A 22804-nucleotide genomic window follows, 5' to 3' on the forward strand; every position below is an offset into this window, starting at 1 on the left:
ACTTGCAATCATATATCGAACTCATTATCGCTATGGTGCGAACCGGGATTCTCGGTTTTGGCGGAGGCCCTTCCGTCATACCGCTTATTCGCCATGAAGCGGTGGTGAAATATCAATGGATCAACGATGACGAATTCGGAGAAACACTCGCCATCGCCAATGCATTACCAGGCCCGATCGCAACCAAAATGTCAGCATACCTCGGCTATCGATTAAAGGGCGTATATGGCGCAATTGTCGCAACAGCTGCTCATATTTTACCAACATGTCTCGCCATGGTAGCCCTTGTTACACTTGTCAGCGTTTTAAGCTCCTCACAAATCATTCAAAATATGATTGGTGCTGTGACCCCGGTCATTGCCGTGCTACTCGGCATCATGGCATATGAGTTTGGACAAAAAGCGCTGAAAGGCTTCGGCATGATCTTCGGGGTCGCTCTATTCCTTCTTGCCTTTATTGGACTGCAAGTGCTGTCCATTCATCCAGGAATTATTGTCATGATCTTTTTACTTTATGGCGCCTTTCATTTTAAACTGAAAAATCGCTGGAATCGGCCAAATAAAGAGAAAGGAGTGTCTTCATGATGCTGATTCTCTTTTTATTCTGGGCATTCTTTTTATCCAATCTATTAGGATATGGCGGTGGTCCTGCATCTATCCCGCTCAATTATGAAGAAATCGTCAATCATTTTCATTGGATGACGAACGAAGGATTCTCCAATATGCTGGCCTTAGCCAATGCACTGCCGGGACCAATCGCTACGAAGATTGCAGCATATGTCGGCTATGACGTCATGGGCTGGCCAGGCTTTATCGTGGCACTGCTTGCCACTGTACTGCCGTCCGCTGTTGGGCTGATTTTATTGCTCAAGCTGATTGACCGCTTTCGTCAATCTTCCGTCGTTAAAGGCATGACCTTATCCGTTCAGCCTGTCATTGCGATGATGATGCTTTTATTAACATGGGAGATCGGCGGAGATGCAGTGAACGCCATCGGCTGGACGCAATCGCTCGCCATTGCTGCGATCTCCTTTTTCTTGATGACCAAATTCAAGCTGCACCCTGCCTTTCTTATTGTGGCTGCTTTCTTATATGGTGGCTTCATTCTGCCGCATTCGTAAAAAACCGATAACATTCACTGTTATCGGTTTTCTTTTACATATAAATTGGAGAAACTGATTTGCGCCCAATCGAATGATACTCGACCCCTGCTTGTTCTGCCGCTTCAAGTGTATGACAGTTTCGTCCATCAAAAATAAGCGGCCGCTTCATCCATTTCTTGTAGGAAGCGAGTGGAAACGACTGAATATCCGCCCACTCTGTTAATAGACAGACCGCATCGGCATCCTTGATCGCTTCCTCAATCGTTTGAGCAAATAAAACTTGATCCGGCAGCTCGCGAGCTGCATGCCGGGCAGCAACAGGATCATACGCCACAAGCTCCGCACCTAATTGATGGAGCTCATGAGCGATCGGAATAGATGGTGCCTCCCTCATATCGTCTGTATTCGGTTTAAAGGACAGACCAAGAAGCGCAATTCGCTTCCCTTCAAGAGCTGCCCCCAGCCGCTCCTGAATATTTCGGATAAAACCTGTCCGCTGCTCATTATTTACTTTAATCACAGCCTTTAACAGTTCAAAATCATGGGAAACATGCCCTGCAATTTGGACAAGTGCATTTGTATCCTTTGGAAAACAAGAACCTCCGTAGCCAATGCCCGCTCTGAGAAAGGAAGAACCAATCCGCTGATCAAGCCCCATTCCCTGCGCCACCCATTCAACATCAGCCCCTGTTTTTTCACAAATGGAGGCAATCTCATTCATAAAGCTGATTTTTGTCGCCAGAAATGCATTTGATGCATACTTGATCATTTCAGCACTTTTACGGTCTGTTTTGACCATTGGAAGGTGGAAATCAGCATACATGTCCTCCAGCTGATCTAATACGGCTTTTGTTTCAGCTCCAATCACAAGCCGATCCGCCCTCAATGTATCTGAAATGGCAGAGCCTTCCCGTAAAAATTCTGGGTTAGATGCAATCGCTAGTGGCTCCTTCCGTCCTAATTCTTGATGGATCAACTGATCGATTTGATCTCCCGTTCCGACAGGCACCGTACTTTTCACCACAAGAATCGCCCCTGACTTTGCTTTTAAGCCCATCTCTTTTGCAGCCTGAAACACATACTGTAAATCAGCTTGGCCATCTGCCTGCTGCGGGGTGCCGACTGCAATCATTAACACATCTGCCCGCGGGTAGACTTCCGCTCCATTTATGTGAAAATGAATTCGTCCCTGCTCAAGATTGCGTTTCAATAGCTCTTTTAACCCTGGCTCATACATTGGGGGAGTTCCCTGTTTCAGCTGCATGACCTTTCGGCGGTCAATATCAATACACGCCACATCATGTCCTGCCTCCGATAAACACACACCTGTCACAAGCCCCACATACCCACAGCCTGCAATCGCAATATTCATGACACCATCAGCTCCCCATACTCCTTATGCTTGTAATGACATCGTATGCCGGGAGCGTTCATTCCATTCTTAAAAGCATACAAAAACCCCCTGCCATCACTAGCAGGGGGTCACTTTTATGAAACAAGACCATTTCGAATATGAGCAATCAGATTTTCAAGCATTTCTTTTGTTGTGACATCATTTGAATTTTCACCAATATCATGAGCGTACATCAAAATCTTTAAAAATTCTTCTTGATTTAAACCCTTATTATCCATGTCTGTATCCTTTCGATTCCACTAATTTCATTATTATATGCTGTAAGGTTGGTTTATGCAATACTCTATTACATCATTCGACAGCTTTTGAAATTTATGACCATTTTCATGAAAAACTTTTTTATGAATCCCCATTGAGCTATAATAAAAGAATTGGAATCTTTTACTTGGTTAGGAGCGGATCAAATGCTTCAGCACAACATCAACGAAGAAGAAATCAAACAAACTGCCGAACAGATCAAAGAACTTCTTCCTGCAACAGATGAGAACAAACAACTCATCAAAAAAGCATTGATTACTTATAGACAGGACAGCGTATATCGGCTCAAGCAAGAGTCTGATACTGAATGGTCAGCTTATGTACATGACGTCGTGGCAGCAAAGGTCCACCTTCATGTGCTGTTTCCTGTGAGAAGCAGCTGCTCATGTCCAGCAGATGGACTTTGCAAACACATTCTTGCTGTCTTCTTTTCGCTATACGCTCAAGTAGAGAGTGTGACCGGATTTACAGAAAATTGGTCAGAAAAAGATGAATTACAGCGCAGCAAAGAACTGATTCGCCAGCACTTCCAAGTGAAGCGCCCAGACGAACAATCACTCCAAAGCTGGCTGACTTTTTTCCAAGAGGAATTTAACCTCTGGCTGAAACGGACACCGAAGCATCAGCAAACACCGCAGCATTTGTATTACGGCTATTTATCGATCCTAAAAAAACACGCACCTGCTTCACCTGAATTCAAGAGCTTGTATGCGATTCATACGTCGATCGATGTATGGCTGAGGCTTCATGAACTCATCGACCTCGGCCGGCTTGATGCCGAAAAGGACTTTTATTCCATGAATCCATATGTAGAACAGCTCATGAACACCATTTTCGATTCAGTGGATCATTTGAAGACATACGCCCTTTCCTTTTCCCTCGATCCGTTTCTTGAAAACACACCAACTGCCGTTCGCACACTTCTTCAAATCAATGGACCTTTCCAGCATGAACGAGTAGCGGTCTTTATGGAGATTTGGGGCACCATATTAAATAGAGGGAAATGGGTCAAAAAAGAAACAGAATTACTAAAGAACGCCCAGAAGAAAGAACAAACGGTTGAACGTACCATCGGCCTGATGCACATGGATTATTTACTGAAAGAAGACGAAAGCCTCTTTCAGCAATTACAGCTGCTCAATGCGGATATGCTGCCAAATGTGCTTAATTGGCTGAAGGATCTCACAAACCGAAAGGACTGGAAGCGGCTCAAGCTCTGGTATCATGAAATCACCTATATATTAGAGGAATATTGCCAGCTCGACCTTTCCTATAGAGAACTGCGGGGAGCCGTCAGTGATTTCTTCTTTTATTTAGATGCATACTTTAAGCAGACGAAGGATCATCATTTATATGAACGTTATCTCCAAATCTGTATGCCTTATGCGTTTACAGAATACAGTCAGCTTTTGTATGCACAGCAGCGTTATGCGGAATGGATTGAGATTCACAGCCTTGTTGGTTTCTCCATTAGTGAACTGGAGAAGGATTTGATCAAACAGATTGCAAAAGAGGAGCCGGAAGCCCTCATTCCATCGTACCACCGTGAAATCTCACTGCTTCTCGATCAAAAGAATCGAAGTGCTTATCGAGAGTCTGTGAAAATGCTGAAGAAACTGCGTACGCTTTATCATAAAACGAAAAAAACCGTGATCTGGGAAAGGTATGTAAAGCAGCTGCAAGATTCAACAAAACGGCTGCGTGCGTTCCAAGAGGAAATGAAGAAAGGAAAATTGATTGATGACACGCCATAAACAAATTGTCATTCATGCAGAACAAACTGAAGATTTCTCTTTCACCATTTCAGCGCAAGCAGAGGACGGACACCCTGTTCCGCTTAATGAAATGAAGAGGCAGCTTTTCCAATGGCACGAATCTTCTTTCTACGGAACATTTTTAGAAGATGTCAGCTTTATTGGCACTCCTGCCTTTCTGTTAAGCCCTTGGATGACCGTTGAATTGCTAGGAAAAAATTCATTTAATACGTTTAGTCATGTGACATTAACGGATGAAACGGAACCACTGATGAAGACTGCCTCCACCATTTACGAATTCATCGAGGACGAAGATTTCGTTCCCGATTATGAGGCGTGGACAAAAGGCGAGCTTCGGTTTAAAGATAAAGAAGGCCTATTAGATGGTTATACGGCTGATTGGTTCTCCTTTGCTGTACAGGATTACATTCAGTATGATGATGCCTTGCAGCACAAATGGGAACTCATGAACGCACAATCGCCTGCGCTCTCAACCTTCCAAGGACATTTTCTAGATGAGCAGGATTTCTTAGAGACGATTGGCTGGATAGATGATGAGACGCCGTTCACTGTCGGCTTGCGCTTAAATGAACCGGATTTTGACGGAGATGATTGGAAAATCGAATTGTTTTTGCGGGACAAGAAAAACAGTGACCTTCACTTTTTTGAAGGCATTCGTTCATTGAAAAGGTCTTGGCATCCGTATCAAGATAAAATTTCAAGAGAGCTGGAACGATTCAGTCAAATTGTCCCTTGGCTTTCTTTCACATCTGGCACCACACTTATGTCAGAAGAAGAAGCATGGCTCTTCCTATCTGAAGCAAGTGAAACACTTGTCAATATGGGCATTGAGATTCTGCTCCCATCGTGGTGGCAAATTGTTAAAGACAGCACGATGATGTTAAAAGCAAGGATTTCTTCTACACCGCGAGGCGAATCGCATGTCGGAATGGACGCATTAATGGACTTTAATTGGCGCTTTGCTACAAACGGCATTGAACTGACAGAAGATGAGTTCAACGAGCTTGTCCAAAGCAAACGACGCCTTGTCAACATTCGAGGACAATGGATCAAAATAGACCCGACCTTCATTCAGCAAATGAAAAAGTGGATGGAGCGTGCCGAAAATGAAGGGCTTCACATGTCTGATATTTTGTCACGCGAACTGGCAGATCAAGAAGCTTCCTCTGAATCGATTCCAGAACTACTAGACAGTTCAGCATTTGCCCATATTCAATTTGAACTTTCATCGCAATTAAGAGGGCTTGTCCACCAATTAAATGATTCGCACGAGCTGCCTTCTTACGAAATGAGTGAGTCCTTCAAAGGCAAACTGCGTCCGTATCAGCAGCATGGCGTAAATTGGCTTTTATTTTTAAGATCTCATGGATTTGGGGCTTGTTTAGCAGATGATATGGGTCTTGGAAAAACGATTCAAATGATCGCGTATTTCACGTATTTGAAGGAGCAGGAGCAAAATGCCGCTCCCTCTCTCATCATTGCGCCGACCTCTGTTTTAGGAAACTGGCAGCGAGAGCTCGAAACATTCGCACCACATTTGAAGGTTGCCCTGCATTATGGCCCATCGCGTCCACAGGGAGAGGACTTCACAAAAACATATGAGTCAACAGATATTGTTTTGACGTCTTATGGACTCTCACATTCTGATCGTGATGAATTAACGGCAGCAAAGTGGAATACCATTTGCTTAGACGAAGCCCAAAACATCAAGAACGCCCATACGAAACAATCGAGAGCGATTAGACAGCTCAAAGGACAGCATCACATTGCCCTCAGCGGGACACCAATGGAAAACCGTTTGACAGAGCTTTGGTCCATATTCGACTTCGTCAACAAAGGATATCTCGGCAGCCTGACCAGCTTCCATAAAAAGTTCGTCCTTCCGATTGAAAAAGACCGTGAAGAAAAAAGAATTGAACAGCTCCAGCAGCTGATCAAACCATTTTTATTAAGACGAACAAAACAAGATGAAGAGGTTGCCCTGAACCTGCCTGAGAAACTCGAAGAAAAAGAATTCATTCCGCTCTCCGCTGAGCAGGCGTCTTTATATGAACAGCTCGTGAAGGATACATTTGAACACATGGCATCATTAACAGGGATGCAGCGAAAAGCCATTATTTTAAGTATGCTTGGCAGACTCAAACAGATTTGTGATCACCCTGCGCTCTATTTAAAAGAGAGCGGAACAGATGTGAAACTGCTGAAACGTTCGTTAAAAATGGATAAACTCGCAGAGCTGTTAAAAGTGATACATGAGCAAGGAGAAAGCTGTCTCATCTTTACGCAATATATTGAAATGGGCAACATGATCAAGCAGCTGGCAGAAAAGATGTTTGGAGAACCAGTCCAATTTTTAAATGGCAGTCTCTCAAAACAAGAGCGGGACAAAATGGTGGACCGCTTCCAGAAGAAAGAATTCAACATCTTAATTCTCTCTTTAAAGGCAGGAGGAACAGGACTCAATCTAACCGCCGCAAACCATGTCATTCACTACGATAGATGGTGGAATCCTGCTGTGGAAAACCAAGCAACAGACCGAGCTTATCGGATTGGACAAAAACGATTTGTTCACGTCCATAAGATGATCACAACGGGCACAATCGAGGAAAAAATCGATCAAATGCTCGAAACAAAACAAACATTAAATGATCAAATTATCCAAAGCGAAAGCTGGATTACAGAGCTATCGACAAACGAACTAGAAGACTTATTTACCTTAAGTGCCGCCGCTCAATCATCTTAATCACAGCAAAAAGAGGACTTTTCATTAATCTTGAGAAAAGTCCTCTTTTTCATTTCATATAACGTACGCTAAATGTTTAGTTTTTTCAATGCAGATTTCACATTCATATACGTATTTAATTCACGGAAGTCCTCTCTCATTTCTCCCATTTTCATTGCAAGATTCGGTTTAATTCCTGTCACAATGAGTTCAGTACCTGTCATTAAAATCAAATCGTTCAGCTTAAAGATCGCATCTGCCACAAATGAATCCACTTCTAATAATCCGGACAGATCGACAATAAAATAATCATCCTTGGATTGAGAGATATAGGTGGAGACCGTTGAAATGATCTTATCAAATCTAGGCGCTGTTAACGTACCAATGATCGGTAACACAGAGATACCATCTTTCACCGGAACGATTGGGACAGAAATATTCAGCACTTCATCAATTGATTGCTCAAGAAGCTCCTGCTGTTCCTTCTCTTTCGTGACATCCTTTTGCAGACCAACGAAATAAAGACGTTTTCCTTCCTTTTCGTCAATCCAAAGGGGAGCGACACTTAACTCGTTCCAAAACATTTGTCCAGATTTTTTATAATTTTTCAGCTGAACCGTGACAGCCTCTTTGTTCTCAATGGCTGTTCTAATTTGCTTGAGAGCGTTTTGTTCAGTTTCATCTCCCTGAAGGAAACGACAATTCCTCCCCAATACTTCGGTTTCTTGATAGCCTGTCATATCTAAAAAGCCCTTGTTCACATATATTAAAGGATTATCAGGTAAAGACGGGTCCGTCACCGTCAGGCCAACCTGAGTATAGTCCAAGGCTTCCTTGATTAAATGCAGATTTTCGGACTTATAAGATTCCAGCGCCATTCGTTTACTCTCCTTATTTTCCTTACAAGCGGGTTATATTCATAATTAAATTATATGATGTTCCACATCATGTGTAAATAGAAGTGGTTCTGAATTCCTCTTTTGTAGAATGCGCTTCATCCTATGTGATTTATACCACGACATCTGATTCATCTATTTCAAAAGGTGCCGGATCATATGCGCGACACCGTGTTCATCATTTGATAACGTCACGTGATCAGCGATTTCTTTTATATCCTGTCTCGCATTCCCCATTGCAACCCCAACACCAGCAGCTCGAAGCATTGATTCATCATTTAAACTGTCTCCTACAGCCGCTGCCCTACTTAAAGGTATACCTAGTCCTTCTGCCAGCCTTGTTAATGCCTGCCCTTTAGACGCGTCCTTTGAACCAATTTCAAAGTTATGATCAGCCGAACTGACCAATGTTAAATCTGAATCATTACCAAACATATCCCATCCGGCTTTCAATCTGTCTTGAAAAAAAGAAAAACCTAAGATATTGTAAAATGAAAGCTTTCGATCCTCACGAAACAATTCTTTATATGTATCAATATAAGAAAAACCCGACTGGCTGTATTGAACTTCTGCCGCTTGTTTTAAGACATTTTGATCCGTTTCTGGATTTGCACTTTTTAAACGGTCCATTTCAATCGCAAGAAGCTCTCTGCCGCGATTTGGTGTGAAAATGGCTTCGTTTGTAAAGACTTCATAATAATAATCACGTTCTTCAAGCCATGACAATATATGTTTAGCCTTTTCTGCTTGTAAAGCAGCTGAATGGTACACTTGTCCAGTTGGATCATGAATCACAGCTCCATTGGCACTAATCACCCATGTATTCATACCAAGCTGGTCAAAAATAGACCTCACATCAAAATACGCTCTCCCTGTTGACACGACAACCTCAATTCCATTCGCAGCTGCTTCCTTTAATGCCTGCTCGTTTTCCTGACTCACTTTGTGTTCACTGTTCAATAAAGTTCCATCTAAATCCGTTGCGATTAATTGAATGTTTGTCATCGTTCTCTCCTTTTTGTCTTTATTTTCAACCGACATACCGTTAACAAAATCCATCATCATTATGAAATGAGTATCCACTATTTGCAAGAGCTGATCGGTTAAACAGTAAATAAAAGGGTATCCGGCCACGCAAATATGACCGGATACACACAAAGGGGATTCACAAGGGGATACATGACCTACACAAAGAAGTATTGGTTCTATATTACGCAGTGTACATATGAACAAGGCAGCATCTATCAGCTTTAGCTAGAGGGGGGGCTGTCAGATGATAGACGTTACCTTTTGATTCGGGACTTGCCTCCTTTCCTTTCAACTACCCCTAGTCTACGGAGAAAGGCCGTATGTGACAAAACAGGAAAATAGCAAAATAGGCCTTCAAATTCTCTATATCCTCATTAATTTCTGTTTTTTACGGCTTGCGTATAAAACATCATCTTGTTTTGTTTGATGAAATACTTATTTTTCATAAATTGATAAAAAATATCTGAATGAATCCAATTACTAGAAGGCATGTGAATATAATCAGATCCGTCCCACGCAAACCAATAAAAACAAAGCCGGCCATCATGAATCGACAGCTGAAACTCAAAACAGTCCATTTGATCCTCGGTGACATATTGAAACGTGAGTGACTCTCCTTCTTCCATATACACATCACAAAATGAAAGAATATCTCCCCACGAATAAACACGTATATCACTCTTTGCCTTGTCGTCGCCAATATGAATGTTTCTCAATTGATAGGACTCCATAAAACATCTCCTTTCACTCATGTGCAGCTAGTTCTAAGCAGGCAGCGGTTTCATTTATACAGATGTTGTATGCTATAATAATACTTACGAATAATGAACGCTTGTGAGGTGATAAATATGAAAACCTTTAGGCTGATTGATTTAAAAATTGAACTTGATCCACAGCAAGATAAAATGTCCAGCATTCCCCTTCGTGACGGTTTAATCATTAATAAAGAAGACGGTGAAAATCACTGGATGATTGAGGCACTCATTCCAAAGAAACATAGACAGGTGTTTGAGGTACTCTTTCAGCAGCACACAGAAGTGAAGATTCTTGTAACGATCACTAAAGAAAACAACCGCCCTGTTCATCTATCTGTCCAAGTCAAAAACATCGTTGCCTTAGAAGAAAACATTTCTGTATTACTCGATGGTAAAATGATTACAAATCGTTACAGAACTGAAACTGAAGAAGTATTAAAAGACCTCGTCAAAGAGGGGCTGTCAGGAGAAAAACTACTGGATGCTTTTAAACAAAACACATAAAAAAGAGCGGGATCAGCCGCTCTTTTTCTATTGCACATCTTTAGACTGGCTTTGATTTTTCAATAGATCTCTAATTTCAGTTAGCAAAACTTCCGTTTGATCCGGCGTTTCCACAACCTCTTCTTCCTCAACCTTTTTCCGTTTTAACTTATTCAAATAACGAATAAAGATAAAAATGGAAAACGAGATAATTAAGAAATCAACCACTGTTTGAATAAAGTTCCCATATAAAATTTGAGCGGCTCCGATTTTAATGGATAAACCGCTAAAATCATGCCCTCCAATAATAATACCGACAAGCGGCATGATTAAATCATTCACAAGAGAAGTGACAATTTTGCCAAATGCTCCCCCAATGATGACACCTACTGCCAAGTCAATGACATTGCCCTTGACTGCAAACTCTCTAAATTCTTTCAGCATCCTTTATCACCTTCATCTTTTTTTGTCTAATATGACGTTTTTTTGTCAAAATTGCAAGTCCTTATCCGTTCTAACTGAACGTTTCTAAATAAAAAAGCGATTCATGCTTGATGAACCGCCAGAAAAATCATGATACTTTAGGACCAATAGAAAATGTCAGTTCTGCTTCACATGCAACCTCGCCATCTACCGTCGCTACTGCTTTTCCTTTTGCAACCGGCCCGCGGAGGCGCGTCACTTCAACCTCTAAACGAAGCTGGTCTCCAGGCTTGACCTGTCTTTTGAAGCGGCATCCGTCAATCCCTGCAAACAAACCGATTTTTCCTTTGTTTTCTTCCTTGCCTAACATAATCACACCAAAAACCTGTGCGAGTGCTTCTACTATAAGCACACCCGGCATGACTGGGTAACCAGGGAAATGGCCATTAAAAAATTCTTCATTCACTGTAACATTTTTAATTCCAACCGCTCTTTTTTCTCCCTCAACCTCTAAAATACGGTCGACCAATAAGAATGGATAACGGTGTGGAATAATGTCTTGAATTTGCTGAGCATCAAGCATATCTTGATCTCTCCTTCTTTTCTATATCGCTGATCTTCATTTGATTCCTATAGAAGTATATTATGAATGCTGGCATTTTTCAATATTCGCCTTATACATATGGTAAAAAATAGAATCTATCATTACCAATTGTCATCAAATATAATCCACACTACACTCAATGTTTTTTCACAAATATGGTAATATATATTACATCATTGATTGAATAAGAGGGTAAAAATGAATTTTATGAGCGATAAATCCGTAAAAAAACTTCTCCATTCCTGGTATACAATGCTAAAGCATCGACATTTTTCGAAGGCTGAAGAAATCAAAAAAACACTGCTAAAATATAAACGGAAATTATCAAAAAAACAAGAACTCTATTTCCATTATCAGCTGATGCTTTTCCGTCACCAGCTCTGGATGAATCAGACAGAGGACTTAGAAAAACTCAAATATGAACTGCTGCCCCACAAAGATGAAATGAACGAAGAACTGCAATATTATTTTTATTTCTTTCTCGGATTATATGAATCTTTAAAAAGTGATCAAAATGATGCGATTCATTATCTCGAAAAGGCTGAGGAACGACTGCCATTACTTAACGATGAGCTGGAGGAAGCAGAGTTCCATTTCCGTACAAGCGGTGTTTATTATAACAACCGTTACTCGTTGTTATCGATTCGTCATGTTCAAAAAGCCATGGATATTTTTGCAAAGCACGGTGATATCCATAGCATCTATCGGTGTAAAATTGTGCTCGCTCTCAACTATAGCGACCAGAAAAAATATAAGGAAGCGGAAGATATTTTCATTGAAATTATTGATTACGTGAAAAAGATTGATGATCAAGAGCTGCTCGGTATCGTTTATTATGATGCTGGCTTTATTCAGTCAAGACAAAACCGTCATAAGGAAGCGCTGGAATACTTCAAAAAAGCGCTTCGTCTTCCAGCATACCGAAAGTCAGCACACTCCTATGTATCGTGCCTATACGAAACTGTGCGTTCCTGTTTTAAAGAAAATTTAACCGATGAAGGGATGAAGTATATTCAAAAAGGTCTGAAAGAAGCTGTTGCTTCCCAGTTTGATATATTAAGAATGAAGTTTCAAATCTTATCTCTTCTCTACAGCCAAACGCCAAAGGCAGATGAGCAGATCGCCACGCTCGTCACATGTCTTGAACGAAAAGAAGCCTGGATTGATCTTGAGGATCTTCTTGCTGATGTCTCAGATTTTTATAAAAAAAAGGGCGACTTTGAGCGAGCCGCCTTTTTTATCATGAGAGGCTGATACCAGCCTGCTGATTATCGAATTGTATTAATTAATCCCAGCATTTGATCGCCCATCGTAATTGTTCTTGAATTCATCTGATAGGAACGCTGTGTTGTCATGAGGTCTGTTAATTCTTTCGACATGTCCACATTTGATGTTTCCAGTGCACCTTGCTGAAGCTGAATCGCCTCTCGGTTTGCTCCATTTAGTGCTGTTAATGCACCTTGATAGGTTCCATCGACTGAGAACAAATTATCTCCTTCAGAGACAAGTGCTGACGAATTATTGACTTGTACAACGCCCAGATTCACTTGCTGATTGGGTTGATTGTCTCTTGAAACCGCCGTAAGCCGCCCATTTTTATCGATTGAAATATCACGGAAATTTGCATTTAAGACGATCGCATTTCCGTTTTCATCAAGAATCGGATAGCCTTCGCTCGTGACAAGCTGCACTTGATTACGATTATTGCCCGGCTGCAAGTAAAGTGAACCATCTCTTGTATAACGGATATTACCGCCGGCGTTGACCCGCAAATACTGCGACGGCGCTCCGAAGGCAACATCAAGATCACGTCCTGTTTCTTTAATAGAGCCTTGCAGCGAGTTAATGGACGCATTGACCATTGTCCCCGTGCCAAGCCTTAACCCAGCAGGTGTCAGACGACTGTTTGCCACCTGCTCATTTTTTTCATCTACCTGATTAAACTGCTGTCTGATCAGCTCTGAGAAACGGGTGTTTTTCGCGCGGTACCCTGTTGTTTCACTGTTCGCGATGTTGTTGCTGATGATGTCAAGCTGCTTTTGCACTTCATTCATCGATACAGCTGCGTTTATCATCGTTCTAAGCATGAGAATCCTCCTTTCTTTTTCATTTCTTGATTAGTACACTCTGCCAATTTCATTCACTGCTTTTTCTAAGCTTTTATCATACGCCTGAACCACTTTTTGATTTGTTTCAAATGCTCGGTAGGCCGTTGTCATATCTGTATATGATTTCGTCACATCCACGTTCGAGAGCTCCGATACGCCTTGGCTTAACGTATAGGACATTTGACCGTTATTGACTGCACTTGGCAGGGGCTGGTTATCAGCTGTACGGTATAAATCATTTCCTTCACGCGCTAGGTTTCTTGTATCCATCGCAACACGTACATCGATTTGACCAAGATTTTGCCCATTTTCAGACACAGTACCATCTGCATTCACTTTGAAATTCTCACTCTGAACCGTAATCGGCTGACCCGTCACGGAAAGAAGAGCGCGGCCATTAATCGTCAATTGATTTTGTGCGTTCAATGTAATGGAGCTGCTTTTCGTATAACGAACGCCTTCTGGTGTGTTGACCGCATAAAATAGCGCTGATTTCTGATTGGTCTCCGGATTGATCGGCACATTATTTTCAACTAGTGCTATGTCTGTTGTTTGATCTGTTGTTTTTAAAGTTCCCTGTGTAAATTGAGGGATTAATTCCTGCATATATGTCCCAGTATTGATTCCACCAATCGGCGATTGCAGTGGAACGCTAAAGCCTTTGCCTGAGGATGTTTGGAAACGTCCTGATTCCATTCGGCTCAGCAGCATTTCTGGAAATGCACGCATTGCCCCTTCATCCGCTTTATAGCCTGGGGTATTCGCATTTGCGATATTATTTGAAAGCATTTCTGTCCGCCGCTCTTGAGCGATCATGGCAGATGTTGCGGTGTATAGTCCTTTTAACACGTGCTCACCTCATTCAAATTCTTTCACATGACCTAAACACAATCTTCTATGAAATATATCGGCTGATTAGCAGGGTTCTTTAATAAAAATCCCCCATTCTTTCTAAAAAGAATGAGGGAAATCATCAGCTGAGTTTACGCTTTGGCAGCTTGTCCATATTATCAAGCATCACGCCAGTACCAACTGCTACACAGTCCATTGGATTTTCAGCAACGAAAACTGGTACTTTCAGCTCTTCTGCAAGCAATTGATCAAGCCCGTTTAGAAGAGCTCCGCCACCTGTAATGATGACGCCGCGATCGATAATATCAGCTGATAATTCAGGCGGTGTTCTTTCAAGAACTTGTTTCGCAGCCTGAACAATCGCAGATACAGATTCACGCAATGCTTCTTCTACTTCTTTGCTTGTGACGGTAATCGTTCTTGGTAATCCTGTCACCATGTCTCGTCCACGAATCGAAATCTCTTCGTGACGTGCGTCTGGGAATACCGTTGCAACTTGGATCTTAATATCCTCAGCCGTGCGCTCACCGATCAACAGCTTGTACTCTTTTTTAATGTAGTTTAGAATTTCCAGATCAAATTTGTCTCCAGCCATTTTAATAGAAGAGGCGGTTACAATGTCACCCATTGAGATGACAGCGATATCTGTCGTTCCGCCTCCAATATCTACGACCATGTTTCCACTTGGCTGAAAAATATCCATACCAGCACCAATCGCTGCTACTTTTGGCTCTTCTTCAAGAAATACATGCTTACCGCCGCTTTTTTCAGCAGCTTCTTTGATCGCCTTCTGCTCAACAGATGTAATATTTGTCGGGCAGCAGATGAGCATACGCGGCTTAGAGAACAGCCCTTTCACATTTAATTTGTTAATAAAATGCTTGAGCATCGCTTCAGTTACTTCAAAATCAGCGATTACGCCGTCTTTTAATGGACGAATCGCAACAATATTCCCAGGCGTACGTCCAACCATACGTCTAGCCTCTTCTCCAACAGCCAAAACTTTTCCGCTGTTTTTGTCAAGAGCTACCACAGATGGTTCATTTAACACAATTCCTTTTCCTTTGACATGAATCAGTACATTGGCAGTACCAAGATCAATTCCAATATCCCTAGCAAACATCTATATATATCCTCCTTGAAAATCTGTTTCCATAGCAAATACCACATTCTGCCCTAATTATATATTCTATCATAATTTGCAGAAAAAAAGATATTTCTTTACAAAAGTCTTTACAAAATTTGTGGTTAGAAACTACCGATATGAGGAAGATATATATATCATGTTTATGAACAAAGAACTAAGCTTACTGTTTCACAGGTTCGCCTTCTAAAATTTCTTCTTTTTTATACTTTAACTTGGTGGCTTCTCCTCCTCGCAAGTGGCGGATTGATTTATGATAATCCAGTATCTCCTTTACTTCATTAGCCAGATCTGGATTAATTTCTGGCAGTCTTTCTGTTAGATCCTTGTGTACAGTACTTTTAGAGACTCCAAATTCTTTCGCAATAACACGAACGGTTTTCTTTGTCTCCACGATATACTTTCCTATCTTGATTGTTCGCTCTTTGATGTAATCGTGCACACCACTCGACCTCCCTAAAATGGATGTGAGAAGTGTGAAATGAGATCCGTATGAAGATTATCCATTTTCAGCGGCGCTTGTTCGTCGTAATTTCTCATCCATTAGGTAGTAAATGCCAAACACGATCCCTCACCTCAAACACTCTCTTTGTCAGGTTTGTAACAGTGTATTAGCATTGAATAGGGAATATGCTAAAAATGAAGATGGGACAAGGGATTTATCAGAAAAGGCAAAACAAAAAATCATTTCGGGGCGCGAAAATTTTCACTTTACAAGAAAGAGTTCAGCACGTAAAATAGAAAAGGTGAATTTATTTACCTAGATAAATATTTAAAAAAGGTGAGCATATGGATACGTTAAATAGAGAGTGTTTACATCAAATACATCAAGGCGCACGGCTGCTGTCTAAAAAGGCGAACGAAGCGCTTGCTGCTTATGACTTGTACATGTCCCAGTGGACTGTGCTTTTTTGTTTGGATACATTCGGCCCGAAAACCCAAAAAGACATCTGGACATATTTGAACGTCGAAGCACCGACCATCACCAGAACCGTCACCCGTTTAGAAGCAAACGGCTGGGTGAAACGTGTACAAGGAAAAGACAAACGTGAGAATCTGATCGTGATGACAGATGATGCAAAAGCCCGATTTGAAGAAATCAAACGCACGATGGAACAATTTGAAGAAGAATGTCTTTCAGATTTTACCTACGAAGAAAAACAACTCCTCCATACACTTTTACACAAATTATCAACTGAATAGGAAGTGACATACATCATGAACGAACGCATATGGACAAAAGACTTTATCATGATTGTCCTGGTGAATTTATTTACGTTCACCTCTTTTTATGCCCTTTTGACATTACTGCCCATTTACACAATGGATGAACTAAATGGAACAGAATCACAGGGCGGTCTCCTTGTGACGGTCTTCTTATTATCTGCTATTGTGACAAGACCGTTTTCTGGCGCCATTATTGAGAAATTTGGCAAAAAACGGATGGCGATTTTCTCTTCTACGGCCTTTGCCTTACTCACTTATTTATACATCCCGATTGATCAATTCCAAACGCTTCTTATGCTGCGTTTCGTACAAGGGATCTTTTTTAGTATTTTGACGACAGTCGCCAGTGCCATTGCGGCTGATATGATCCCGAAACATAAACGCGGGGAAGGACTCGGATACTTTGTGATGTCTATGAACCTCGCTGTTGTCATCGGTCCGTTTATCGCACTGAATCAAGTAGGAAAAATAGGATTTCATTCATTATTTCTTCTCTTTTCCATTATCGTGACCATCGGAGCCGCTTTTACGATGCTGATTAGACAGCCAGAGCCTGAAAACGGTGGAAGCATTGTCTTCCGATTCACGTTTTCTCACCTGTTTGAAAAAGGCGCATTAAAAACAGCGGCCGTCGGCATTATTATTTCCTTCTGTTATTCGCCGATTATTTCATTTATTTCAGTTTATGCCAATTCACTTCATTTAATGGGTGCAAGTAGTTATTTCTTTATTGTATTTGCGGCCGCAATGCTTGGATCACGTCCATTTACAGGCAGACTTTTTGACCGGGTTGGAGCTCACGTTGTGATCTATCCTTCGATTGCCCTTTTTGCCATTGGTTTATGGATGCTGACAGCGACACATTCAGCTACAATGCTTCTTCTATCAGGCGCTGTGATTGGACTTGGCTACGGTTCGCTCGTGCCATGTTTACAAACACTTGCGATTCAGCACTCACCAGCTCATCGTACGGGATATGCGACGGCTACTTTCTTCACCCTGTATGATACAGGTATTGCTGCCGGCTCATTTGTCTTTGGACTCCTTGTCAGTTTCACAGACTTTTCAAATGTGTACCTCATTGCGGGTATTGTGGTCTTACTGAGTATGGGCGTTTTTTATTGGAGCGAACGAAAACCTCAGGAAGCAAAAGCACAAAAGGTCTCCCTTTCAGAGTAAAAGGGTACTATTTTAAACTTCGCCGGAAACATGCTAAAATATAGGATATTCCAAATAGAGCATACAGGCTTTGTTGAAAAATAGTTAGCATTAAGCGAAAGTATAGGTGATGTTTTGAATTACGAATTGTTTAAAGTCATACACGGGATGGCTCACCATTCTGAGTTTTTAGATCAGGCCATGATCTTTATTACGAAAAAGGCCATTCTTGTGTACGCCCTTGTCTTATTGATTTGCTGGTTTTTAGGGAATCACAAATTTAAGAAGCATGTCTTCTTTTCCGGTGTAACAGGCATTGCAGCACTTATCGTCAACTTTGCCATTACATTGTTTCATTATGAAGAGCGGCCGTTTGTGGCGCATAAAGTCGACACACTCATCCCGCACTCAGCAGATGCTTCCTTCCCAAGTGACCATACAACAGGTGCATTGGCTCTTTCATTAGCCATTCGATCCCGTAATAAAAGGCTTGGCAACATCTTGCTCGTCTTTGGATTACTTACAGGATTCTCCCGCATCTGGGTCGGTCATCATTATCCATTTGATGTTTTAGGCAGCTTGGTCGTATCGATTGTGGTTGTCTTTATCATGAATAAATTATGGAAGTTCTTTGACTCTCCTATTGATCGTATCGTGACATTTTACGAGACAATTGTAGGGAAAATTTTCAGAAGGAAGACAAAGGATCAGGGCTCAGACCTGTCCAACTCTTAAGCGGACTTGCGATAACGTGATGAAGATTCTCCTTCCACTTATCGCGCCGCTTTTTTTATTGGCTTTCCCCCTCTAACCATACTCGAAAAATAAAGACTGACACCAATGCCAATAAGAGAAATGATGATCAATGTCCAGCCTAATTGCGCAAAGTGAGCACCAGCAATTTCATCCCCAAACAGCATACCAAGCACAGCAGACGACAGAATAGAACCAAGGTAGCGGCATGTTTGAAAAAGTCCAGAGGACGTGCCAATCATGTGCTGAGGACTTGCCTTGAGCATCGCAGCTTGGAGCGCAACATTCCCAATCCCATAACTGAGCCCAAGCAGAGCTAGAACCAATCCTTTCCCCCATAATGGCGCAGGAATAAAAAAGAAAGTCATGGCAGACGCTCCAGCCAGCATCAATACAGCACTCGCTAAAACTGGATGGCGTTCATCCCCGCGATCCACCCACTTTCCAGTCAGCGGTGACACAATAATACTCACCCCTGACATACACAGCATAAAAAGACCCGTCATCTCCACACGCCAGCCTAACTCATCCTGAAAATAACTCGGCAAACCAAAAAAGAGACAATAGAAAAAGATATTTAAAATGATAAATTGCACATACACAAGTGACAGCCGCTGCTTCTCCCTGAACATCCGTATTTGAATAAACGGTTCATCCACCTGATACTCCCACCAGATAAAAGCGCCTGCACTCAGGAGACAAAGAATACCTTGAACATATTGAATGCCATCACCCAGTGATAATAAAAATGAAAGCAGGAGAACAATGCAGACGGTAAAAAGAAGCATCCCTGGCAAATCGAGTGTTCGCACAGTTTCGCCTATGCGGAGCTTTTTCTTCTTCTGCTCCTTCGGAAACAAAAATAGGCCGAGAAAGAAACTGATCAAAATAAAAGGCAGATTCACTAAAAAGATAGCCGGCCAGCCGCCAATGGTCATCAAAAATCCGCCAAGCGTCGGTCCAAGCGCCGTCATCGCTGAAGCAAAAATGGATAATACCGCTAACGCCGAAGCCTGTCTTTCTTGAATATGATCCCGAATGAGTCCGACCCCAGAAGGATAAATGGCACTGCTTCCCATCGCCTGTAACAAACGGATCACAATCAGCACCGCAAACGTTGGGGCAAACGGCGCGCAAATGGCTGAGACTGCGACAAGAACCAGACCGAATAAAAATAAGGTTCTCCGGCTCATGACATGATCCCCAATCCGGCCGCTCACCGGCTGCGTCACTGCACTGGCTAAATAAAAAGAAGAAATAAGCCAAGATACGGTCGTAAACGACAAACCGAATTCATGCTGAATTTGATGCAAGGCCAAAGAAATCATTGATGAATTCAGTGGATTCAACATCGTTCCAAAGGCAATAGCGGTTAAAAAAACTTTTCGGTTGTCTCTCCACTTGTTCATACACTGACCTCCTTTTTGCAATCCTTTCGTTATTATGAGATTCATTTCCCTTTTTTACCCTAATCAATTCAAGTTCTCTCTTAGAAAAGCAAGACATACATTCTAAAAAGGACGATTGTTGGAATAACACATATAAAATTGAGAATATGAGGAACAAATGGTAAGATGCTACACATATTTAAAAGCCTACTTTCTCCTTATATGGAGAACGGCTGAAAAGGAGGAGAAGCTTATTATTAAAAAAAGACGGTTTTGGGTCCCAGCCCTTTTCTCGGTTGCAGTATTACTTCTGTCTTCGTGTGGTTCAAATGAAACAAATGGGAACGGAGATAAACGTAATTCTACAGCGAAAGGGTCGCCAATTTTGGAGGATGGAAAATTTATTTTTGCAGCATCAGGTGAATTTCATCCGTTTAGTTACATGGATGGAAATCAGATGTCCGGCTTTGATATCGACGTAGGCAATGCGATTAGTGACAAACTAGGTCTCGAACCTATACAGAAAAAATATAAATTCGCAGGCATCGTCGAAGGCGTGAAAGCAGGTAAATTTGATGCGGCAGTTGCAAGTCATACCATCAATGAGGAACGAAAAAAACACGTCCTTTTTTCTAAACCCTATTACTATTCTGGTCCGCAAATTTTCACAAGACCCGGATCAGACATTCAACATGCGGATGACTTAAAAGACAAAGAAATTGCTGTATCCAAAGGGTCGTCCTACGCTGATATTGCCAAGGAACATAGCGGGCAAGAACCAAAGTATTATGATAGTGATGTCGTCGCCTTAGAAGCACTGGCCAACGGAAAACACGATGCAGTCGTGACAGATTTCGCCACAGGTGCAGAAGCGATGAAGAAAAAATTAAAAATCACAGCGCAGGAAAGACTCGGACAAAGTGAGCAGGCAATTGCTGTTTCAAAAGAAAATGAACAGCTCATAAAAGAGATCAACGATGCGATTGACGCACTAAAAAAAGACGGAACATTAAAACAAATTAGCAAAAAGTACTTTGATGAAGACATCACGGTCAAACAAGATTAAAACCACGATTGTGCGCCCTTTTTATAGGCGCACTTTCTTCAAATGGAGATGATTGTTTTGCCTACCCTATCACACTTTTTTCAGACACTCCTTGATTCAAGAGGTATTTTCTTAGAAGGAATGCTGATCACCTTACAGCTGACGGTGATCAGCATCTTCATCGGTATGTTCATCGGGCTTTTCTTTGCTTTATTGAAAATATCCCGCATAGCCGTTTTCGGTTATATCGCCAATGCTTATATCTTTCTTGTACGCGGAACACCACTTATTGTTCAGATTTTCATCCTATATTTCGGCCTCACAGAATTGAATATACCCGACTTCTGGGCTGCTTCCATTGCGCTCGCCTTTCATAATGGCGCCTATATAGCCGAAATATTCAGAGGCGCCATCCAATCCATCGATCAGGGGCAAAAAGAGGCAGGACGATCTCTTGGTATGGGTCGTTTTTTAACAATGAGGCGTATCATTCTCCCTCAAGCGATGCGGCGTGCTCTTCCCCCTCTTGGCAACCAGTTCATTATCGGCTTAAAAGACTCATCACTCGCCGCCTTTATCAGTGTCAATGAACTATTTAACATCGCCACCACGCAAGGCTCCAACAGCTTTGACAATATGACGTATTTACTTGTTGTAGCCGTCTATTACTTAGTTCTTGTTCTGCTGTTAACATTCGCTGTCCAAACCTTTGAGAAGAAACTATCAGCCAGTGACCAATAGGAGGAGAAGCATGACAGAATCAAAGGAAATCATACGTGTTGAAAAACTCAATAAATACTTTGGAGAGCTTCATGTTTTAAAAGATATCGATCTCACTGTTTATGAAAATGATGTGGTCGTCTTAATTGGCGCAAGCGGTTCTGGAAAAAGCACCTTGCTCCGCTGTATGAACTTTTTAGAAATAAAAAATGATGGAGATATTATCATTGATGGCAGTCCTGTTCATCCAAAACGCGATCAATTAAACGAAATGAGACAAAAAATAGGAATGGTGTTTCAGCATTTTAATCTTTTCCCGCACAAAACTGTGCTTGAAAATATCATCGAAGCGCCTGTTATGGTGAAAAAAACAAAGAAAGCGCAAGCCATCGCTGAAGCCAGCACCTTGCTAGAAAAAGTCGGACTTGCGGATAAAGCCAACGTATATCCTTCTAAACTATCAGGCGGCCAAAAACAGCGTGTAGCCATAGCCAGATCTCTCGCCATGAAGCCTGATGTCATGTTATTTGACGAACCTACGTCTGCCCTTGACCCAGAGCTTGTAGGCGAGGTGCTGCAAACGATGAAAAGCCTCGCAAAAGAAGGCATGACCATGGTCATTGTCACACATGAAATGGGCTTTGCGAAAGAAGTTGCCGATCGTATCGTCTACATGCACGAAGGCCGCATCGTCGAAGAAGGCGTCCCTTCGGAATTGTTTGATTCTCCTAGGGAGGAACGTACAAAACTGTTTCTCAGCTCCATTTTATAGGTCAAACGCCCTTCATTTTTAGTGCTTAACTTACGTTTTTGCTCATTTTTTACGAACTTTTCATCCATTTATATTGAACTTAACCAAAAACCATGTCAGATAAACTTCCATGTATATGTTATATATGACTTTTCTCTCTATAATGAAGAATTAAGAAAACAATAATTCTGAATGAT

General features: G+C 41.7%; 24 protein-coding genes. 12 read left to right on the forward strand and 12 right to left on the reverse strand.

The window, feature by feature from the left end; translation table 11 throughout:
• The first annotated feature begins 2 nt into the window (after positions 1-2).
• Positions 3-584 (forward strand): chromate transporter, encoded by a 582-nt coding sequence (locus NSU13_RS16720; RefSeq protein WP_342489649.1) that lies wholly within the window; start codon positions 3-5, stop codon positions 582-584.
• Positions 584-1120: a chromate transporter gene (locus NSU13_RS16725; protein WP_335370887.1), complete on the forward strand. Its 537-nt coding sequence runs from the start codon at positions 584-586 to the stop codon at positions 1118-1120. Before NSU13_RS16720 ends, NSU13_RS16725 begins: the two co-directional genes overlap by 1 nt.
• Before the next feature lie 34 nt (positions 1121-1154).
• Here the strand turns inward: NSU13_RS16725 and NSU13_RS16730 are convergent, their stop codons facing one another.
• Both NSU13_RS16730 and NSU13_RS16735 read right to left on the reverse strand, forming a co-directional pair.
• Complete coding sequence (locus NSU13_RS16730) at positions 1155-2474, reverse strand: UDP-glucose/GDP-mannose dehydrogenase family protein (RefSeq protein WP_342489650.1); 1320 nt, start codon at positions 2472-2474, stop codon at positions 1155-1157.
• A gap of 116 nt (positions 2475-2590) precedes the next feature.
• Positions 2591-2734 (reverse strand): hypothetical protein, encoded by a 144-nt coding sequence (locus NSU13_RS16735; protein WP_003214884.1) that lies wholly within the window; start codon positions 2732-2734, stop codon positions 2591-2593.
• Positions 2735-2920: 186 nt separating this feature from the next.
• Between NSU13_RS16735 and NSU13_RS16740 the strand changes: the two genes are divergently transcribed.
• Both NSU13_RS16740 and NSU13_RS16745 read left to right on the forward strand, forming a co-directional pair.
• Positions 2921-4528 carry an SWIM zinc finger family protein gene (locus NSU13_RS16740; RefSeq protein ID WP_326135247.1) on the forward strand — a complete coding sequence of 536 codons (1608 nt, stop codon included), beginning with the start codon at positions 2921-2923 and terminating at the stop codon, positions 4526-4528.
• Positions 4515-7292, forward strand: a complete 2778-nt coding sequence (locus tag NSU13_RS16745; RefSeq protein WP_125585889.1) for a DEAD/DEAH box helicase — start codon at positions 4515-4517, stop codon at positions 7290-7292. Before NSU13_RS16740 ends, NSU13_RS16745 begins: the two co-directional genes overlap by 14 nt.
• A 68-nt stretch (positions 7293-7360) precedes the next feature.
• Here the strand turns inward: NSU13_RS16745 and NSU13_RS16750 are convergent, their stop codons facing one another.
• From NSU13_RS16750 to NSU13_RS16760, 3 genes are all read right to left on the reverse strand, one after another.
• Complete coding sequence (locus NSU13_RS16750; protein WP_342489651.1) at positions 7361-8149, reverse strand: PAS domain-containing protein; 789 nt, start codon at positions 8147-8149, stop codon at positions 7361-7363.
• Positions 8150-8302: 153 nt separating this feature from the next.
• Positions 8303-9163: a Cof-type HAD-IIB family hydrolase gene (locus NSU13_RS16755; RefSeq protein WP_335370886.1), complete on the reverse strand. Its 861-nt coding sequence runs from the start codon at positions 9161-9163 to the stop codon at positions 8303-8305.
• 407 nt (positions 9164-9570) lie between these two features.
• Entirely contained in the window at positions 9571-9927 is a 357-nt protein-coding gene (locus NSU13_RS16760; protein ID WP_024423691.1) for a hypothetical protein, read from the reverse strand.
• Positions 9928-10044: 117 nt separating this feature from the next.
• On the opposite strand from NSU13_RS16760, the gene NSU13_RS16765 reads away from it, so the two are divergent.
• Positions 10045-10455 (forward strand): YwpF-like family protein, encoded by a 411-nt coding sequence (locus NSU13_RS16765; RefSeq protein WP_024423692.1) that lies wholly within the window; start codon positions 10045-10047, stop codon positions 10453-10455.
• A gap of 27 nt (positions 10456-10482) precedes the next feature.
• On the opposite strand, the gene mscL is transcribed toward NSU13_RS16765, so the two are convergent.
• Both mscL and fabZ read right to left on the reverse strand, forming a co-directional pair.
• Complete coding sequence (gene mscL / locus NSU13_RS16770) at positions 10483-10878, reverse strand: large conductance mechanosensitive channel protein MscL (protein ID WP_024423693.1); 396 nt, start codon at positions 10876-10878, stop codon at positions 10483-10485.
• 127 nt (positions 10879-11005) lie between these two features.
• Positions 11006-11440, reverse strand: a complete 435-nt coding sequence (gene fabZ, locus NSU13_RS16775; protein ID WP_012011512.1) for a 3-hydroxyacyl-ACP dehydratase FabZ — start codon at positions 11438-11440, stop codon at positions 11006-11008.
• A 219-nt stretch (positions 11441-11659) separates the two neighbouring features.
• On the opposite strand from fabZ, the gene NSU13_RS16780 reads away from it, so the two are divergent.
• Entirely contained in the window at positions 11660-12715 is a 1056-nt protein-coding gene (locus tag NSU13_RS16780) for a tetratricopeptide repeat protein (protein WP_251232408.1), read from the forward strand.
• Between the two features lie 14 nt (positions 12716-12729).
• On the opposite strand, the gene NSU13_RS16785 is transcribed toward NSU13_RS16780, so the two are convergent.
• The 4 genes from NSU13_RS16785 to spoIIID all read right to left on the reverse strand — a co-directional run bounded on the left by NSU13_RS16785 (position 12730) and on the right by spoIIID (position 16007).
• On the reverse strand, positions 12730-13548 hold the full coding sequence (locus tag NSU13_RS16785) for a flagellar hook-basal body protein (RefSeq protein WP_098677175.1): 819 nt from the start codon (positions 13546-13548) through the stop codon (positions 12730-12732).
• A 30-nt stretch (positions 13549-13578) separates the two neighbouring features.
• Complete coding sequence (locus NSU13_RS16790; RefSeq protein WP_034281198.1) at positions 13579-14418, reverse strand: flagellar hook-basal body protein; 840 nt, start codon at positions 14416-14418, stop codon at positions 13579-13581.
• 124 nt (positions 14419-14542) lie between these two features.
• The gene (gene mbl, locus NSU13_RS16795; RefSeq protein WP_007497573.1) at positions 14543-15544 is read right to left on the reverse strand and encodes a cell shape-determining protein Mbl; all 1002 of its coding nucleotides are present in this window, start codon (positions 15542-15544) and stop codon (positions 14543-14545) included.
• A 184-nt stretch (positions 15545-15728) separates the two neighbouring features.
• The gene (spoIIID, locus tag NSU13_RS16800) at positions 15729-16007 is read right to left on the reverse strand and encodes a sporulation transcriptional regulator SpoIIID (protein WP_008343327.1); all 279 of its coding nucleotides are present in this window, start codon (positions 16005-16007) and stop codon (positions 15729-15731) included.
• 347 nt (positions 16008-16354) lie between these two features.
• Between spoIIID and NSU13_RS16805 the strand changes: the two genes are divergently transcribed.
• From NSU13_RS16805 to NSU13_RS16815, 3 genes are all read left to right on the forward strand, one after another.
• Complete coding sequence (locus NSU13_RS16805; RefSeq protein ID WP_024423697.1) at positions 16355-16768, forward strand: MarR family transcriptional regulator; 414 nt, start codon at positions 16355-16357, stop codon at positions 16766-16768.
• Between the two features lie 15 nt (positions 16769-16783).
• A complete protein-coding gene (locus NSU13_RS16810; RefSeq protein ID WP_041115530.1) occupies positions 16784-17971 on the forward strand; it encodes an MFS transporter in 1188 nt (395 codons plus the stop codon).
• A 114-nt stretch (positions 17972-18085) separates the two neighbouring features.
• Positions 18086-18685, forward strand: coding sequence for an undecaprenyl-diphosphatase (locus NSU13_RS16815; protein WP_041115529.1), 600 nt, complete (start codon positions 18086-18088; stop codon positions 18683-18685).
• A gap of 38 nt (positions 18686-18723) precedes the next feature.
• On the opposite strand, the gene NSU13_RS16820 is transcribed toward NSU13_RS16815, so the two are convergent.
• Positions 18724-20112: an MFS transporter gene (locus NSU13_RS16820; RefSeq protein WP_034281204.1), complete on the reverse strand. Its 1389-nt coding sequence runs from the start codon at positions 20110-20112 to the stop codon at positions 18724-18726.
• Between the two features lie 157 nt (positions 20113-20269).
• Here NSU13_RS16820 and NSU13_RS16825 point away from each other — a divergent pair, with 157 nt between their 5' ends.
• Genes NSU13_RS16825 through NSU13_RS16835 form a run of 3 tightly spaced genes read left to right on the forward strand, consistent with a single transcriptional unit; the run spans position 20270 to position 22628 of the window.
• Complete coding sequence (locus tag NSU13_RS16825) at positions 20270-21157, forward strand: transporter substrate-binding domain-containing protein (RefSeq protein ID WP_046312998.1); 888 nt, start codon at positions 20270-20272, stop codon at positions 21155-21157.
• A 42-nt stretch (positions 21158-21199) separates the two neighbouring features.
• On the forward strand, positions 21200-21877 hold the full coding sequence (locus NSU13_RS16830) for an amino acid ABC transporter permease (protein ID WP_342489652.1): 678 nt from the start codon (positions 21200-21202) through the stop codon (positions 21875-21877).
• A gap of 10 nt (positions 21878-21887) precedes the next feature.
• The gene (locus NSU13_RS16835) at positions 21888-22628 is read left to right on the forward strand and encodes an amino acid ABC transporter ATP-binding protein (RefSeq protein ID WP_101676546.1); all 741 of its coding nucleotides are present in this window, start codon (positions 21888-21890) and stop codon (positions 22626-22628) included.
• Positions 22629-22804 lie beyond the last annotated feature (176 nt).

The organism is Bacillus sp. FSL M8-0049 (assembly GCF_038593355.1).
Classification (GTDB): Bacteria; Bacillota; Bacilli; order Bacillales; family Bacillaceae; genus Bacillus; species Bacillus safensis.